The sequence below is a fragment of the Streptomyces sp. DH41 genome (genome assembly GCF_029813785.1).
Lineage (GTDB): Bacteria > Actinomycetota > Actinomycetes > Streptomycetales > Streptomycetaceae > Streptomyces.
In genome coordinates this window covers 70,728-87,681 of sequence record NZ_JARVKY010000001.1, presented here as the reverse complement: position 1 = coordinate 87,681, position 16,954 = coordinate 70,728, and the positions used below count along the sequence as shown (strand labels likewise).

Below are 16,954 nucleotides of genomic sequence, written 5' to 3'. Positions count from 1 at the left end.
ACTCCGACCGGGCCCTACTCCACCTCCGCCACGGCCTGGGCGAACTGGGCCTGGTACAGCCGCGCGTAGGCCCCGTCGGCCGCCAGCAGCCCGGCGTGGGCGCCCTGCTCGACGATCGACCCGTTCTCCATCACCAGGATCGTGTCCGCGTCCCGGATCGTCGACAGCCGGTGCGCGATCACGAACGACGTCCGCCCGTGCGCCAGCTTGGCCATCGCCTTCTGGATCAGCACCTCGGTACGGGTGTCCACGGACGACGTCGCCTCGTCCAGGACCAGGATCACCGGGTCGGACAGGAAGGCCCGCGCGATGGTGATGAGCTGCTTCTCACCGGCGCTCACCCCCGTGCCCTCGTCGTCGATCACGGTGTCGTAGCCGTCGGGCAGCGTCCGCACGAACCGGTCGGCGTGGGCGGCCCGCGCCGCCTCCTCGATCTCCCCGCGGGTCACCTCCCGCGACGCTCCGTACGCGATGTTCTCCGCGATGGTGCCGCCGAACAGCCAGGTGTCCTGGAGCACCATGCCGATGCCGGCCCGCAGCTCGTCCCGGGACATCTTCGCCACGTCCACCCCGTCCAGGGTGATCCGCCCGCCGGAGACCTCGTAGAACCGCATCAGCAGATTGACGAGGGTCGTCTTCCCGGCCCCCGTGGGCCCGACGATGGCGACCGTGTGCCCCGGCTCGACCTTCAGCGACAGGTCCTCGATCAGCGGCTTCTCGGGGTCGTAGCGGAAGGAGACGTGCTCCAGCTCCACCCGTCCGCGCAGGTCCTCGGGCCGGGCGCCCGGGATCGGGTCCGCCGACTGCTCCTCGGCGTCCAGCAGCTCGAAGACCCGCTCCGCCGACGCCACACCCGACTGCACCAGGTTCGCCATCGACGCGACCTGCGTCAGCGGCATCGAGAACTGCCGCGAGTACTGGATGAATGCCTGCACGTCACCGATGGACAGCGTCCCGGAGGCCACCCGCAGCCCGCCGACCACCGCGACGAGCACGTAGTTCAGGTTGGACACGCACATCATCAGCGGCTGCATGATCCCGCTGTTGAACTGTGCCTTGAACCCGGCCTCGTACAGCGCGTCGTTCTGCTCGGCGAACTGCTTCGCGGACTCCTCCTGCCGCCCGAACACCTTCACCAGCGTGTGCCCGGTGTACATCTCCTCGATGTGCGCGTTCAACTGCCCCGTGGAGCGCCACTGCTGCACGAACTGCGGCTGCGACCGCTTGCCCACGCGCGTGGCCACCACGAACGACAGCGGCACGGTCACCAGCGCGACCAGCGCCAGGATCCAGGAGACGTAGAACATCATCGCCAGCACGCCGATGATGGTCAGCAGCGAGTTGATCAGCTGGCCCATCGACTGCTGGAGCGTCTGCTGGATGTTGTCGATGTCGTTCGTCGCCCGGCTCAGCACCTCACCGCGCTGCCGTTTGTCGAAGTACGACAGCGGCAGCCGGGACAGCTTCGTCTGCACGTCCTCCCGCATCCGGAACATCGTCCGGTTGACCGCGCGGTTCACCAGCCGGGTCGCCACCGCCATCAGCAGCCCGGCGCCGGCGAAGGTCGCCAGCGCGAGCAGCAGCACCTCGCCCACGGCACCGAAGTCGATGCCCTGGCCCGGGACGAAGTCCGTGCTGCGGAGCATGTCGGCGACATCGCCGTCGCCGCGCTCCCGCATGGAGTCCAGGACCTGTTCCTTCGAGGCCCCGGACGGCATGTCCCGCCCGACGATCCCCGCGAAGACCAGGTCGGTGGCCCGGCCGAGGATCTTCGGCCCGACCACGCTGAGTGCGACGCTGACGACCAGACACGCCAGCAGTGTGAAGAGGGTCGCCCGCTCCGGCCGGAACTGGGCGAGGAGCCGCTTGGTCGACCCCTTGAAGTCCATCGAACGCTGGTCGGGGCCGCCCCCGGCCATCATGCGCCCCGCGGGCCCGGCCATCAGGCAGCCTCCGCTTCCGTGAGCTGGGAGAGCACGATCTCCCGGTAGGTCTCGTTGTCCGCCATCAACTCGTGGTGCCTGCCCACCCCGACCACCCGCCCCTCGTCCAGCACGATGATCCGGTCCGCGTCCCGGATGGTCGACACGCGCTGCGCCACGATCACCACGGTCGCCTCGGCCGTCTCCCGGCCCAGCTCGGCACGGAGCGCCGCGTCGGTGGCGTAGTCGAGGGCGGAGAAGGAGTCGTCGAAGAGGTAGATCTCCGGGCGCTGGACGAGCGTCCGGGCGATGGCGAGCCGCTGCCGCTGACCTCCCGAAACGTTGGTGCCGCCCTGCGAGACGGGCGCGTCGAGCCCGCCCTCCAGCCCGGAGACGAACTCCCCGGCCTGCGCCACGCCGAGCGCGTGCCACAGTTCCTCGTCCGTGGCGTCCGGATTGCCGTAGCGCAGGTTGGTCGCGACCGTGCCCGCGAAGAGGTACGGCTTCTGCGGCACCAGTCCCACGACCTTGGCCAGCACCTCCGGGTCGACGGTCCGCACGTCCACCCCGTCGACGAGCACCTCGCCTTCCGTGGCGTCGAACAGCCGGGGGACCAGCCCGAGCAGCGTGGACTTGCCGCTGCCGGTCGAGCCGATGACGGCGGTCGTCTCGCCCGGCCGGGCCACCAGGTCGATGTGCCGGAGCACCGGCTCCTCGGCACCGGGGTAGCGGAAACCGGCCCCCCGCACCTCCAGATGCCCGTGCCGGCGCAGCTCGGTGACCGGCGCCACCGGCGGCACGACACTGCTCTCGGTGCCCAGTACCTCCTGGATGCGCTCGGCGCACACCTCCGCGCGCGGCACCATCATGAACATGAAGGTGGCCATCATCACGGACATCACGATCTGCATCAGGTAGGCGAGGAACGCGGTCAGATCGCCGATCTGCATCCCGCCGCTCTCGATCCGGTGGGCCCCGAACCACACCACCGCGACCGACGACACGTTCACCACCGTCATGACCACGGGGAACATCAGCGCGAGCAGGTTGCCGCTGCCCAGCGCCACCTCGGTCAGATCCGCGTTGGCCTTCCGGAAGCGCTGCTGCTCGTACTCGTCCCGCACGAAGGCGCGGATGACGCGGTTGCCGGTGATCTGCTCGCGCAGCACCCGGTTCACCGTGTCCAGCCGCTCCTGCATGGCCCGGAACAGCGGCCGCAGCCGCCGCACGATCAGCGTCACGCAGATCGCCAGCACCGGCACGACCCCGACCAGCACTCCGGACAGCGGCACGTCCAGGCCCAGCGCCATCACGATGCCGCCGACACACATGATGGGCGCCGACACCATCAGCGTGAACGTCATCAGGGCCAGCATCTGGACCTGCTGGACGTCGTTCGTGGTCCGGGTGATCAGCGAGGGCGCGCCGAAGCCGCCGACCTCGCGCGCCGAGAAGGACTGCACCCGGTCGAAGACGGCACCGCGCAGGTCCCGGCCGAGCGCGGCGGCGGTCCGCGCGCCGTAGTAGACGGCCCCGATGTTGCACACCACCTGGACCAGCGAGATGCCGATCATCAGGGCGCCGAAGGCCAGGATGTAGCCCGAGTCGCCCTTCACGACACCGTTGTCGATGATGTCCGCGTTCAGGGTCGGCAGGTAGAGGGAGGCGCAGGTCTGCAGAAACTGCAGCGCCACCAGCAGGGCGATGGGTTTTCTGTAGGGCCTGAGACAGGTCCGCAGGAGTCGTATGAGCACGCTGGGTCTCTCGGAGTCGGCGACGGGGGCGGGTGGTTGCCCCTGGCCCCTATCGTCGAACACTCCACCCGCGTTACCTCAACCGATTAACCCAACAGCGCGCGACTTCCGGCCGTACGGGCGGCATTACGGGCGGCTTGCGGGCTGCTTCACGGGCGCCCAGGCGTGCGGCCCTACCCGTGCAGCGCCCCCGGATGGGTCTGCTCCCGCACCGACACGAACTGCTGGCGCACCGCCTGCCCCACCGCCAGCTCCTCGCCCGGCTCCAGCACCTGCGCGACCGCGCCCTGCCAGACGGGGGGATTGCGCGGGTCCAGCGTGCCCTGGGACGCGCCCAGCGCCCAGGCCGCCTGCCGGGCCGAGCCGATCGCCGCGTAGTCCGCCGGCTGCGGTACGACGACCTGCGTCCCGAACAGCGCGGGCGCCGCCGCCTGCACGGCCGGCAGCTCTGCCGCCGCGCCCAGCAGGAAGACCCGCCGCACGTCCACGCCCCGGCCGCGCAGCACGTCGAGGGCGTCGGCGAGACCGCACAGCATGCCCTCGAACGCGGCCCGCGCCAGGTGCTCCGGCCGCATCGACTCGCGCCGCAGCCCGGCCAGCGTGCCGGCGGTGTGCGGCAGGTTCGGCGTGCGCTCGCCCTCCAGGTAGGGGAGCAGCACCAGCCCGTGCGCGCCCGGCGTCGACTTCATCGCCAGCTCGGACAGGCCCTCCAGATCCGGTACGCCGAGCAGTTCGGCGGCGCCCCGCAGGGTTCGTACGGCGTTCAGGGTGGTGACGACCGGCAGGTGCATGCCGGTCGCGTCCGCCAGCGAGGTGATCATCCCGGACTGGTCGACGAGCGCCTCGGGGTGCACGGCCATCACCGACCCGGACGCGCCCAGCGACACCACCGCGTCGCCCAGCCCGATCCCCAGCCCGAAGGCGGCGGCCATCGTCTCGCCGGTTCCGGCGGAGATCAGCAACCCCTCCGGCGTCGTACCGGCGGCCTCGGACGGGCCGATCACCTCCGGCAGCATCACCTGGTGCCCGAGCGCCAGCTCGACCAGGTCGGGCCGGTAACCGCCGCTCGCCGCCGACCAGTAGCCGGTCCCGGACGCCCCGCCCCGGTCGGTGGTCCTGCGCGCGGGCCGCCCGAGCAGCTGCCACACCAGCCAGTCGTGGGCCTGGAGCAGCACCGCGGTCCGCGCGGCGGCCTCGGGCTCGGTCCTCGCCAGCCAGCGGAGCTTGGTCACCGGCTGCGCGGCCTGCGGCACCGAGCCCACGGCCTGTGCCCACGCCTCACGCCCGCCGAGCGCGTCGATCAGGTCGGCCGCGGCCACCTGGGAGCGCTTGTCGCCGCCGACCATGGCGGGGCGCACGGTGTTGCCCTGCGAGTCCAGCGGCACGACGGAGTTCGCCTGCGCGGAGACGCCGATGGCCTGCACGCCCTCCAGCAGCCCGCCGCCGGCGGCCTCCCCGAGGGACAGCAGCCAGGCCTGCGGATCGACGTCCGAGGGCCGGCCCCCGCCTTCGGGACTCTCCACCGGATGAGGCGCGTAGCCCTGCCTCAGCACGGCACCCGTCTCCGAGTCGCAGACGACGATACGAGTGAAATCGGGCGCACTGTCCAACCCGGCGACTATCCCCATGCCCGAAATTCTGCCGTACCGGAGAGGCGTCCGTATCCGGTGGGGGCACGGGACCCGCCCGGAGCACGGGCCTCACGTGTTGCTGGTGCCCCAGTCGTCCGCCCCGCTGCCGTTCGTGCCGCGTTCGCGCAGGGAGCGGACCCGCTGGGCCACCGAGTCGGGCATCCGGTCCCCGACCTTGTCGCTCACCGCGCTGTACGCCTTGTCGGCGAAGTGCCTGCCCTGCTGGGCCGCCGACTCGGCGGTGTTGCGCACGGCGGGGTTCTGCGCGACCTGACGGGCGGACTTGCGCAACTGCTCGTAACGCTCCCGTCCGGCCTTCGTGCCCAGCACGTAACCCACCGCGAGTCCGACGACGAACGTGAGCCGGTAACGCATGGCGGCCACCCTTCCCTTGCTCTGGCTCCTGAGGTGCCGGGGAGTACCGATTGGCGGAGCACCCCCCTGCTTGCGCTAATGTATGTGTCGCAGCGAGCGCGCGCCCTCTGGCGAATACCCAGTGGGATACGTTCGATGCAACGAGTCAATCCTCGGTAGCTCAATTGGCAGAGCAGCCGGCTGTTAACCGGCAGGTTACTGGTTCGAGTCCAGTCCGAGGAGCTCGGTCCCCTGTAGCTCAATTGGCAGAGCAGCCGGCTGTTAACCGGCAGGTTACTGGTTCGAGTCCAGTCGGGGGAGCACGGTGAACGAGGACCCTTCGGGGTCCTTTTTCATGTCCGGGAACGGTGTCCGTGCCCCTGTCCGGGAACCACCCGGCGCGCTGCGGAGTCCTCAAGGTCATGAAGGCAGCGCGGTAGCCGACCATCCGAGGCAGGAGATCGTATGAGCGGCTATGCTGCGGCAGACGGCGCGCACACGTGTACGCGACACGCCGCTATGGGGCGGTAGCTCAGCCGGTTAGAGCAGCGGACTCATAATCCGCCGGCCGTGGGTTCGAGTCCCACCCGCCCCACTCTCGCCCTGTCGGGCAAAATCGTTCTGACCTGTGCCGGAGCGTTCGGCGCCGGACTCGGTCACCGGACTGGGCTGGGCGGCCGGGGCGCAGGGCCAGCCGGAACCGGAAACGCACCATCGGCCCGTTCGGCCGTTCGAGCCGGCGCCTGGCCACCTCCTGACCGCTGGCCTCGACCATCAGCTCGTGCACGCGCTGGTTGAGGGCGGAGCAGGGACACCCGGGGCCGCTCGCTCGGCACCAGCCTGAGCCGTGCCCCATGGCACTTCGGTGGGGTCAGAGGGTTTACTCGGCGCATGAGTGACAGGAATGGACTACTCGCCGGTAAGACCGTCATGATCACTGGTGCGTCGAGCGGTATCGGAGAAGCGGCCGCTCGTCTGTTCGCCGCCGAGGGGGCGGCGGTTGTGCTGATGGCCCGCCGGGAGGGCGTGCTCAAGCAACTGGCCCAGGAAGTCAACGACTCGGGGGGACGTGCGGCGATCAGCGCGGGCGACGTCTGTGACGCCGAGGACGTACAGCGCGCCGTGGACGCGGCCCTCGAGCACTTCGGCACCCTGGACGCGGCCTTCAACAACGCGGGCTTCGCCGGTGCCGACCTGTCCCCGATGCACGAGCTCGACCAGGCCGTCTTCGAGCGCACGATGGCCGTCAACGTCAGCGGCACCTGGAACTGCCTGCGGTCCCAGATACCGGTGATGCTCGCAGCGGGGAAGGGCGCGATCGTCAACACGTCCAGCACCGCGGCCATGGGCGCCACCGGGGCCCCCGTGCCCTACGTCGCCGCGAAGCACGCGGTGCTCGGTATGACCAGGGCCGCGGCGGCCGAGTACGCGGCACACGGCATCCGCGTCAACACGCTCGTCGTCGGTACGACCCGTACGGAGATGATCGGCCAGGCGGTGGAGGCCTATCCGGAGCTGGAGACGGCTTTCATCGCCCGTCAGATGCAGAAGCGCATGGCGGACCCCGCCGAGATCGCCCAGGCGGCGCTGTGGCTGTGCAGCGACCGCGCCTCCTTCGCCACGGGGTCGGCACTGGCCGTGGACGGTGGGTGGACCGCCTTCTGAGGCCGGCGGTGAGGTCGCCGCGCTAGGGACCGGCCGTGTCGTCCGCCGCGTTCGCGTCCTCGTCGTCGCGTTCGCCCTCCGCCTGGGAGGGAGTGGTGTGCGGCGGGTCCGGGAGATCCGGCTCGTCGTCGCGTTCGCCCTCTGCCTGGGACGTGGTCTGCTCGCTCATCGTCCTGCCTCCTCCTGACGGACGGCGTTTCGGGCCGGGTACCCCGCCCGGGCCGTCGGCACCGCACCACCGGCACCGGGCCCCGCCTCACCGCCTCAGCGGCCGATTCGGCCCAGGGCCGTCCGCAGGGCCGTACGCACCTCGGCGGGCGGGGGCGGGCCGTCGCTCCCGGCGCTGGCGGTGACCGCCGCGGCGACGGTGCGCAGCTTGGTGTTGGACAACTGGGACGCCTCCCGCAGGATGTGCCACGCCTCGTCCGACGTACAGGCGTGCAGGGCCATGAGCACGCCTCGCGCCTGGTCGATGACCGGGCGCGAGGCGATCGCCTGGCGAAGCTGTTCCACCTCTTCCTGGAGGACGTGCAGCCGCTCGGCGGGGGCCGCGGAGGCCTGCGGGGCGGCCGGGCCCGCCGGGTCCGCCGGGTCCGCCGGGTCCGCCGGGTCGGCGGTGGAATCGGGCGCGGGCCGAGGCTCCGGGCGGTGGGCCGTGGCGCGCAGTGGGTCGGTGGTGTCCAGGCCCGCCAGTTCCAGGATCCGCAGCGGCCCGCCGTGCCAGTTCGTCGCCGTCACCGGCACCGCCTGCCGGTGGCTGAAGCCGCCCAGCAGGTCCAGGAACCGCAGCCCGGCCGTGTCCATGAACTCCACGTCGCCCATGTCCAGGTCGACCCGCTCGACGTCGGCCGGCAGCGCGGCCAGGGCCTCGGCAAGGATGTCCGCGCACCCGTGGACGAGCTGTCCCCGCGCGACGAGCACCGCCCGGCCGGCGTCCACCCGGCCGTCTATGACCAGGGTGGCCGGCGTCCCCGCCAGACGTGGTGGTGCCGCTGGGGTCATGTCACCGCCTTGTCCGTCCTTGTCGATGCCTGACAGACGTCGCAACGTCACACAGCCCCCGTGAGGGTGCACCTGCCCGCCGGGCCGCCGACTACACCCGGCGCCGGGGAATGACCGGCCCATGGGTGGGTAAAGGTGCTGCCCGGCTCCTTCGGCCGGGCTCCTTCTCCCGCACGTTCAGAGCGCCGACCGCCACGTGACCGTCGTCCCCTCACCGTCGCCCGGGCCCGTCACGCCGTCGTCGAAGACCGTCAGCCGTACTCCGTCCCGGCCGTCCGGGGCCCGGCCGTCCGGCAGGGTGGTGGTCGCGTCCACGGTGACCTCGACGCGGGACACGCCCGGGCGGCCGGCCGCGTCGGTCAAAGCCTGGCGCAGGGCGGTGAGCAGGCGGTCCGCGACCCGGTCCGGTACGCGGATGTCGACGGCGCCCGTGAAGTGCGTGGACGGCGGGAAACCGAGCAGCGCGGCCGCGGCCGCCGTCTCGCGCAGTACCCGGCCGCGCAGGCCCGTCGGAGGGCCGGCGGGGGACTGCTGGAGCGCGAAGATCGCCGTACGGACCTCCTGGACCGTGGACCGCAGCTCGTCCAACGCCCGGTCGAGGACGTCGCGGACGTCCTCGGCACCGGGGCGGCGCCGCGTCGACTCGAGCATCATGCCGGTGGCGAACAGCCGCTGCACCACCAGGTCGTGCAGGTCCCGGGCGATGCGGTCGCGGTCCTCGTAGACCGCGAGGCGCTCCCGGCCGCGCCGGGCGTCGGCCAGGACGAGGGCGAGCGCGGCCTGCGAGGCGAACTGGGTCGCGAGCAGCCGTTCGACGTCCGTATAGGGGCGGTCACCGCGGCGGCGGGGCAGGGCGAGGGTGCCGATCAGCCGGCCGTTCGCCCGCAGGGGCAGCATCATGCTCGGTCCGAACCGGTGCCGTACGTGTGTCGTCATGCGCGGGTCGGTCGCCGAGTCCGTGACGAACACCGGTTCGCCGCCCAGGAGCTGCTCCAGGACCGGACTGCCCGGTGCGATGGCCGCGCCGACGATGCCGTCCGGGTCCTCGGGCGTCGAGGCGGTCACGATCTCCATGCCGCCCTCGGCGGTCGGCTGGAGGATGACGCCCGCATTGGCGTCGGCGAGCAGCCGGGCCCGTTCGGCGACCGTCGTGAGCGCGTCGTCGGCGCTCTCCTCCGTGAGCAGCGCGGTGGTCACGGCCGCGGCGCCCTCGATCCAGCGCTCGCGCTGCCGGGCCGTCCCGTACAGCCGGGCGGTGCCGATCACGATGCCGGCGTGCGTGGCCAGGACACGTACCAGCTGCTCGTCCTCGGCCGTGAACGGGCCGCCGCCGGGCCGTCCGGTCAGCCGCAGCTCACCGAACCTCTCTTCTCCCACGTGGATCGGCACCTCCAGCCGGGGCGCCGTCCCGGCCGACTCCGGTACGCCGTCCCGGTCCGCGGTGCGGATCCCGGCGAGGTCGCCCTGGCCGGGGTCGGCGGTGACCAGGGCCGCGGAAGCGGCGCCGGTCAGCTCGGCGGCGTGGTCCACGAGGCGCCGCAGGGTGCCGCGCGGACCGAGGTCGGTGCCGACGTCCAGGACCGCTTCGAGCAGGCGGGTCAGTCGGATGACGTCGAGTGGAGCGACATCGGCTCGATCCGGCCCTCGAGCATGGTGCCGAGGCCCTGGACCGCGCACTCGCCGGGCCGTTCGGCGATGTGCACCGGCATGCCGGTGGCCTGACGCAGCATCTGGTCGAAGCCGGGCAGCAGCGCGCTTCCGCCGACCATCATGATCCCGCGGTCCGCGAGGTCCGCGACCAGGTCCGGCGGGCAGTCCCGCAGCACCTTGCCGATGCCGTCGAGGACGGCCGTCAGCGGTGTCTGGATGGCGTCGCGCACGGCGGCGGTGTCGACCCGTACGGAGCGGGCGAGGCCGGTCGCCACGTCCCGCCCGTGGATCTCGGTGGACGTCGGCCCCTGGGTGGTCAGCCCGTTGCCGGACAGGGCGAGTTGCAGGGGGCGTACGGACTGGCTCGGCAGCATCAGCTCGTGCTGGTGGCGCAGGAGCTGCACGATCGCGTGGTCGACGGCCTCGCCGCCGACCGGGATGCGTTCGGCGGTCACGATCGAGCCGAGGGAGAGCACCGCCACCTGCGTGGCGTGCGCGCCGCACACCATGATCATGGTGGCCTCGGGCTGTTCCACGGGCAGTTCGCAGCCGACCGCCGCGGCGATCAGCGTGTCGACGAGTTCCACGCGCCGCGCGCCGAGCCCGACGAGTGTCTCGATCGCCGCCCGCTGGGCCAGCGGATCGGCGCCGTGCGGGGTGCAGACGGCGGCACGCAGCCGGGGTTTGCGGCGCAGGGCGCGGCGGATCTTGTCGCCGAGCAGGTGCCGCAGCATGCGCTGGGCCATCTCGATGTCGACGACCGTGCCACCGGAGATGGGCCGCACGACGCGGATGAACGAGGGGGTGCGGCCGGTCATCTGCTCCGCGAGCTCACCGACCGCGATGAGCGCGCCGGTCCGGGTGTTGACCGCGGCGGCGGACGGCTGGTCGACCACCAGCCCGGCGCCCTTGACGTACACACGGGTCCGCGCCGCGCCCAGATCTACGGCGAAATGGCAGCGACGCAGCTGCTCCAGACTGGCGGTACTGGCGGTCATGGCAGATCCTCCCGAGAGCGCGGACCGTGCGGGGCCGCCCGGTGGCCGGCCTCCTAGGCATCGTGCGCGGGGGCCGGGGCGGGCGCCTTTCGGAGGGGGCCGGGCGGGGGGCCGCTGAATGGGGGGACCCGGAGAATGGCGGACCCCGGTCGCCCGGCGCTCGCCCCGGCCGGGGCGCCGTCAGCCCGTGAGGGCGTTCACGGCGTCGACCAGAGACATCAGCGAACGGACGAGCACGTCGCAGCCCGCGGCGCGCAGGTGGTCGGCGTCGGCGAGTGTGCCGGCGTAGCCGATGAACGGCAGGCCCAGTTCCCGGGCCGCGCCCAGTTCGGTGGCCGAGGAGCCGATGACCACGGCTGCCCGAGCCGGTGTGTACAGCGAGTCCAGGGCCCGCCGGAGGCAGTCGGGGTCGGGCATCAGCGTCGCGAGGTCCGGGCCGCGCCCGTGGACGTGGCCGACCGCGCCGGACAGCGCGTGCCGTTCCAGGTGGCGGCGTACGGCCTGCTCGGAGACGTCGGTGAACACGCGGTAGGCGAAGTTGAAGCGGGAGGCCTGCAGGGTGGCCACGAGCGATGTGGCGTAGGTGGTCTGGCCCGCATTCGCCGCCGCCTCCAGCTCCAGCCGGTCGAGGCGCTCGCGCAGGAGCGGACCGAGCCGGGTGTCGTGGGCGAACGCGCGCAGCACGTCGAGGGGCCGGGCACGGGCCTGTGCCGGGTCGATCGGACCGCCGGAAGCGGTGAGGGGGCGACCGGCGAGCGAGTCCTCCGGCGTACGTTCCTCGGCCACCAGCGAGAGCAGTTCGCGGGTCGCCCTGCGGGCGGCGGCACCGGAGAAGAGCGTGGCCAGCGGTCCCTCGAAACCGAGCAGCACCGCGTCGGCGGTACGCAGCACTCCGAGCAGGGTCTTGTCGGCGCCGCTCCACAGCCGGGCCCGGTCCTCTCCCGGCTCCGGCCGCCGCGGCCCGGTCTCGGTGGCCGACGGGGCCAGCCGTACCGAGCACCAGACCGACAGTCCCGGCACCGGCCATGGAGCGAGCCCTTCCCCGACCTCCCGCTGGGCGGCACGGGCCTTGGGCAGTGGGTGCCGGCGGGTCAGCCGGGGCGCCTTCTCCAGGAGGTGGCCGAGCAGCCGGTCCAGCACGTGGACGGTCTCGCCGTCGACGAAGGCGACCGGGTCGTCGACGTGCCAGGACAGCTCGACCGAGGCCGCGAACACCCCGCCCCCGGAACTGGGCAGCGAGGCCTGGCGCGTGAACCGGTACGTGGTCAGGTCGACCTCGTAGTACGTCGCCGGCCGGTCGGCCGGCAGCAGGCGTCGCTCCTCAGGTGTGAGCAGGGTCGTCGGGCCGTCCGACGGCAGCAGGACGACGGCCGTGCGATGCGGGACCGGGGCAGGGACGAGGGACGGGGCCGAGGCGGTGAAGGGGCCGCGCACCAAGTCCCTCTCGACGACCGCGGCCGCCCGCGGGGAGGGGGCCGCCGGCAGGCGCAGGGGGCAGTACCAGGCGAGTGGCGGTTCGTCCGCCGCGTGCGAGCGCAACGGCAGGAAGCGGGCCGCCTGCGCCGCGGCGGGGCCGCCCGCGAACTCCTCGTACAGGACGGGTGAGACGACGACCACCACCTCGCCGGCGGTCCCGTCCAGGGCGGCCCGCACACCCGGCGGCTCGACGGGACGGCGCGCGTCGGCGAACCAGGAGGCGTGCCAGAACGTCACCCGCAGTCGCGGCGGATGCCTCAGCCCGGCGAGCGCGTCGGGCAGCGCACGCAGGACGTCGGCCAGGACGGGCTGGACGTCGGTGTCCGGTTCGGTGAGGACGATGTGGCCGTTCCCCCGGGTCAGCACCTCGTACTCGTGGCCGGCCAGGGCACTGCGCTCCAGCAGCCGCGTCACCGCCAGGCCGAGCACCCGGCGGGCCTCCTCGTCCAGCGGGGAGGCCGCCTCGAACACGATCGTCGGACGCTGCCGCTCCGGCGCGGTGAGCAGCGCGCGGTACAGCTCCTGGAGCGCGGGACCGACCGGTTCGCCCTGCCGCCGACGGTGTTCGGCGTGGATCTCGTACGACTCGACGGCCTCCGCGGTCCGGCCCGAGTCCCTCAACGCCATGATGTGCAGGCGGCGCAGGTCCTCCCGGTCCGGATGTTCTCGTACGAGGCGTCCGAGGTCGTCCAGGGTACGGTCGGCGTCGCCCAGTTCGAGGTCGAGCTCGGCATGGGCGGCGTACAGGGTGAGGCGCAGGTCCTCCAGCCGGGCGCGGGCGGCTCGGGCGGCGGGGCCGGGGACGCGCTCCAGGGGCTCGCCGTACCAGAGGTCCAGCGCGTTCCGGATCGCCCGGCGTCGCGCCCGGCGCCCGGGGTCGTACCGCGGGCGGCGGAGCACGTCCTCGCAGAACGACACGTCGATGTAGTCGTCCGGCGTGTGCAGGGCGTAGCCGTCGGGGAGGGCGGCGAGGGTACCGGGGCCGAGGAGGGCCCGGAGCTCGGTGGCCAGCACGCGGATCCGGTCGGCAGGGAAGCCCGGGGGGCGGGTCTCCCACAGGCCCTCCACCAGCTCCTCGAACGGCACCCGCTGCCCGTGTCGCAGCACGAGCATGCAGAAGAGGGCCTCCACCTCGGGGGGGATCGGGACCGTGGTCCCGTCGTCGCGGCGGACCGCCGGCCGGCCGAGCAGCTGGATACGCATGCGACGGGGCCAGGAGACCCGGGCGAGTTCCGCCACCGCCGACCTCGAGACCCCGGACGCCGGGCTGTGCTCTATCTCCCGGACCAGCTCCTCGTACTTGGCCGGGGTCGGCACGTTCCGGGCCAGCCGCTGCACCAGGCGGCCGAGTTCGACGAGGTCCTGGGCGGCGTCCTTGCCTGCGGCCTCCCAGCCCAGCGCGAACCGGCTGATCACCACGGTGCCGTCCCGCAGCAGCAGGAGCCCGTCGGCGTCCCGCCGGCCCCGCACCAGACCGCGCGCGTGCAGGGCCTGGAGCCCCGCCGTGGTCTGCGTGGCCAGGCGGGCGAACACTCCGAAGGACACGCCGGGCCCGCTGCCGTCCTCCAACTCCCGCAAGGTGACACCGTCCAGGAACTCGGTGACCAGGTAGGGCCGTTCACCCTCCAGGCCGTGGTCCAGCACGCGTGTGACATGCGGGTCGTCGAGTTCGGCGAGCGTCCGCGCCTCACGCGTGAACCGTTCCGGTGACGTCTGCTCCGGGTACAGGTGGACGGCCACGGGCCGGTCGGTGCGCTCGTCCACGGCCTCCCACACCCGGCGTCCGGAGTTCCGCTGTCCCAGCAGCCGGTATCGCCCGCCGACCAGCCGCCCCGCGGCCCGGTCCCCGCCGAGCCGCCGTACCGTCTCCTCGGCGACGGTCGCGAACGCCGTTCCCGAGGTGTCGTCCGCGCCCCGGCGCGCCTCGGCCTGGAACTCCCCGGCCGCGAGCCCCGCCCGTTCGTCGATCAGGGCGCCGACCCGGTCCAGCAGTTCGCGGGTGCGTCCGCGCTCGGTACGCGGCAGGGAGCGCAGCAGCAGGTCGCGTACGCCCGGGCGGAAGGCGTACGAACCGGGTGGGCCGAGGACCGTGGTGAGCAGGCCGCTGAGGACGATCTCGGCCAGGTGCTGCGGACGCGGCGCGCGTTCCAGCGCGCGCTGTACCAGGCGCATCACCGGCAGCGACGGCACGGCCAGCGACAGATGGCCGGCCAGGCGGTAGGCCTCCGGGGACGCCGTCGACCGGAACCTCAGTACCAGCTCCTCGGGGGAGAGAGCGGCGACGTTCCGGGGCGGCTGGGCCGAAGGGACCGGCGCGGGCGGCAGCCAGGCCACCGCGCCGGGGACGCGCCCCGCGCCCGGGTCGGCGATCAGCTCGGCCCAGTTGGCGAGCCAGGCCGGACCCGGTTCCAGCACGGGAAGGGGGACGGCGGACAGGGGCCGCTCCATGGTGTCCGGGACGTACGGCGTGAACGTGAGGGTGGCCGAGGGGGCCGCCGCGGCCGGGGGCGTGAGCAGGCCGGCGAAGGCGGGCAGAGCCGTGGTGTCCCACAGGTGCTCGGGCAGTGGCTGGACGACGGCCACGGGCATCCGGCCGGCCCAGCGGCGCAGCGTGCGGTACCAGCGGTCGCCCGCCGGGCCGGGCCGCCACTGCGGGCCCATGCAGTCGCTGACGATCAGTGTGACGGTGCGGCCGTCGGCGAGTACGGGGACGCCCCGAGCGTGGCCGTCGGGGGTGGCCCGCCGTGCGGTGACCGCTCGGAAGATGCCCGACTGGGACAGAACGACGTGCAGTTCGCGTGCCAGGGGCCGCCAGACGGGCATGGTGGGGCCCACGTCGTGGACCAGGTTGAGGCGGAGCCAGCGGTCGGGGGCCGGGCGCAGCACGGGCAGCCAGACGTCGGGGTGCGCGCCGAGCCGTGCGATGCGGTCGGCGGTGGCCCGCTCGTCCAGCACACGGGCTCGGGAGTCGGGCACCTTCCGTTGGAGGGGGCGCAGCGCGCGTTGCAGGGCGAGCGTGTGGTGCAGCATCGGGGGCGCGGGTGCGAGCAGCGGTGTGCCGTCGGCGGCGGCCGGGACAGGGGACGGCTCCGGCAGATGCAGCGGGACCCTGGCTTTCACAGGCAGGGTGGGCGGTGGGTCGTGAGGAGGCGGATCCGGATCCGTGGCCGGAGGCGGTTCGTCGCAGGCGCCGGCCCCGGGGGGGAGGTCGCCGGGCTCCCCTCCTGGCCGGTGACCGGAGCGGAGCCCGGCGCCCTCCTGGCCGGTCGGCACTCCGGCCCCGGGCGCCAGCCGTGCCGCGAGCCACAGCAGCTCCGCCAGCTCACGCGGGGTGACGTCACCACCGGCGTCCGGGCCCGCGGCCGCGGCGAGCGCGGCGCGCAATCTGCCGACCTGGGGCGCGTCGTCGGGTGGCGTGCCGGCCTGGGGCGCGCCGTCCGGGTCAGAAGCCATCACCGTCCGCCGCCGCGCTCAGGTAGGGCATCAGCTGCTCGGCCAGGGCGTCGCGCGAATCGGTGTCCAGGCCGGCGATGCCGGTGAGGTAGATGGCGTTCAGCAACTGGTCGGTGGCGAGTTCCCCGCTGGTCGCCCGGTCCAGGAAGCCGTCGATCAGGGAGGTGGCCGCGGCATCCGGCTCGCCGAGGTGGGCGCGGACGATGTCGGTGAGCTGGGCGCGGTCGGGCCGGCGCAGCCGCAGCCGGACGCAGCGGCGCAGAAAGGCGGGCGGGAACTCGCGCTCGCCGTTACTGGTCAGCACGACGAACGGGAAGGCGCGGCAGCGCACCCGCCCGCGCCGGACGGTGACCGGCCGGTCACCGCCGTCCGTCAGGACCACTGCCGCGTCCTCGGCCGAGTGCCGGGCCGCGCGGATCAGTTCCGGGATCTCGTACTGGCCCTCCTCCAGGACGTTCAGCAGGTCGTTGGGCAGGTCCAGGTCGCTCTTGTCGATCTCGTCGACGAGCAGCACCCGGGGACGGGAGTACGGCAGCAGTGCGGTGCCGAGGGGACCGAGCCGCAGGTGGTCCGCGACGTCGCCGCCGTGGCCCGGTCCGCCCGCACCCGGCTCGGGCGTGGGCCGGTCCGGGTGCCGCGCCGCCTGCTTGGCGGCGTAGAGCCGGGACAGCGGGTCGTACTGGTAGAGACCGTCGGCGAGGCTGCTGCGGCTGGTGATGTTCCAGCGCAGCACAGGTCCGAGCCGCAGCTCGTGGGCGACCGCGTACGCCAGGGAGGACTTGCCGGTGCCGGGCGGACCGGTGACCAGCAGCGGGCGGCGCAGACACAGGGCGGCGTTGACGAGCTGGACGCTCTCCGAAGTGGCCACGTACGTCTGGGCGCGGTGTACACGGTCGGGGGAGACGGCCGACCCGTCCTCGGGCTCGCCGGGGATGCCCAGCGGTGGTCCGCCGTCGAACGCCCGCCACGGCGGCGGCGCGGGCAACCGGTCGATGCCGTCGTGCGGCTCGCTGTCGCCGGTGTAGACGGACCAGTGCGGCATCTGCGGA

11 protein-coding genes and 3 tRNA genes are annotated in these 16,954 nt (G+C 73.2%); 4 read left to right on the top strand and 10 right to left on the bottom strand.

Annotated elements, in window-relative coordinates:
- Positions 1-14 precede the first annotated feature (14 nt).
- From QC283_RS00390 to QC283_RS00375, 4 genes are all read right to left on the bottom strand, one after another.
- Positions 15-1,943: an ABC transporter ATP-binding protein gene (locus QC283_RS00390; RefSeq protein ID WP_279559253.1), complete on the bottom strand. Its 1,929-nt coding sequence runs from the start codon at positions 1,941-1,943 to the stop codon at positions 15-17.
- Positions 1,943-3,676, bottom strand: coding sequence for an ABC transporter ATP-binding protein (locus QC283_RS00385; protein ID WP_279559252.1), 1,734 nt, complete (start codon positions 3,674-3,676; stop codon positions 1,943-1,945). Before QC283_RS00385 ends, QC283_RS00390 begins: the two co-directional genes overlap by 1 nt.
- A gap of 173 nt (positions 3,677-3,849) precedes the next feature.
- Positions 3,850-5,304, bottom strand: a complete 1,455-nt coding sequence (locus tag QC283_RS00380) for a xylulokinase (RefSeq protein WP_279559251.1) — start codon at positions 5,302-5,304, stop codon at positions 3,850-3,852.
- 72 nt (positions 5,305-5,376) lie between these two features.
- The gene (locus QC283_RS00375; RefSeq protein ID WP_279559250.1) at positions 5,377-5,682 is read right to left on the bottom strand and encodes a YtxH domain-containing protein; all 306 of its coding nucleotides are present in this window, start codon (positions 5,680-5,682) and stop codon (positions 5,377-5,379) included.
- Positions 5,683-5,831: 149 nt separating this feature from the next.
- Between QC283_RS00375 and QC283_RS00370 the strand changes: the two genes are divergently transcribed.
- The 4 genes from QC283_RS00370 to QC283_RS00355 all read left to right on the top strand — a co-directional run bounded on the left by QC283_RS00370 (position 5,832) and on the right by QC283_RS00355 (position 7,326).
- A tRNA-Asn gene (locus QC283_RS00370) sits at positions 5,832-5,904 on the top strand.
- A 5-nt stretch (positions 5,905-5,909) separates the two neighbouring features.
- Positions 5,910-5,982, top strand: a tRNA-Asn gene (locus QC283_RS00365).
- Positions 5,983-6,182: 200 nt separating this feature from the next.
- Positions 6,183-6,256 (top strand) — tRNA-Ile (locus QC283_RS00360).
- A 296-nt stretch (positions 6,257-6,552) separates the two neighbouring features.
- The gene (locus QC283_RS00355) at positions 6,553-7,326 is read left to right on the top strand and encodes an SDR family NAD(P)-dependent oxidoreductase (RefSeq protein WP_279559249.1); all 774 of its coding nucleotides are present in this window, start codon (positions 6,553-6,555) and stop codon (positions 7,324-7,326) included.
- Between the two features lie 22 nt (positions 7,327-7,348).
- Here QC283_RS00355 and QC283_RS00350 read toward each other — a convergent pair whose 3' ends face one another.
- The 6 genes from QC283_RS00350 to QC283_RS00325 form a co-directional block, all read right to left on the bottom strand.
- A complete protein-coding gene (locus QC283_RS00350) occupies positions 7,349-7,495 on the bottom strand; it encodes a hypothetical protein (RefSeq protein WP_279559248.1) in 147 nt (48 codons plus the stop codon).
- A gap of 95 nt (positions 7,496-7,590) precedes the next feature.
- The gene (locus tag QC283_RS00345) at positions 7,591-8,328 is read right to left on the bottom strand and encodes an ANTAR domain-containing protein (protein WP_279559247.1); all 738 of its coding nucleotides are present in this window, start codon (positions 8,326-8,328) and stop codon (positions 7,591-7,593) included.
- Positions 8,329-8,505: 177 nt separating this feature from the next.
- The gene (locus QC283_RS00340) at positions 8,506-9,936 is read right to left on the bottom strand and encodes a GAF domain-containing protein (RefSeq protein WP_443032527.1); all 1,431 of its coding nucleotides are present in this window, start codon (positions 9,934-9,936) and stop codon (positions 8,506-8,508) included.
- Positions 9,927-10,976 carry a rod shape-determining protein gene (locus QC283_RS00335; RefSeq protein ID WP_279559246.1) on the bottom strand — a complete coding sequence of 350 codons (1,050 nt, stop codon included), beginning with the start codon at positions 10,974-10,976 and terminating at the stop codon, positions 9,927-9,929. Before QC283_RS00335 ends, QC283_RS00340 begins: the two co-directional genes overlap by 10 nt.
- Positions 10,977-11,156: 180 nt before the next feature.
- Entirely contained in the window at positions 11,157-15,905 is a 4,749-nt protein-coding gene (locus QC283_RS00330; protein ID WP_279559245.1) for an SAV_2336 N-terminal domain-related protein, read from the bottom strand.
- A complete protein-coding gene (locus tag QC283_RS00325) occupies positions 15,895-16,947 on the bottom strand; it encodes an AAA family ATPase (protein ID WP_279559244.1) in 1,053 nt (350 codons plus the stop codon). Before QC283_RS00325 ends, QC283_RS00330 begins: the two co-directional genes overlap by 11 nt.
- Between the last annotated feature and the right edge of the window lie 7 nt (positions 16,948-16,954).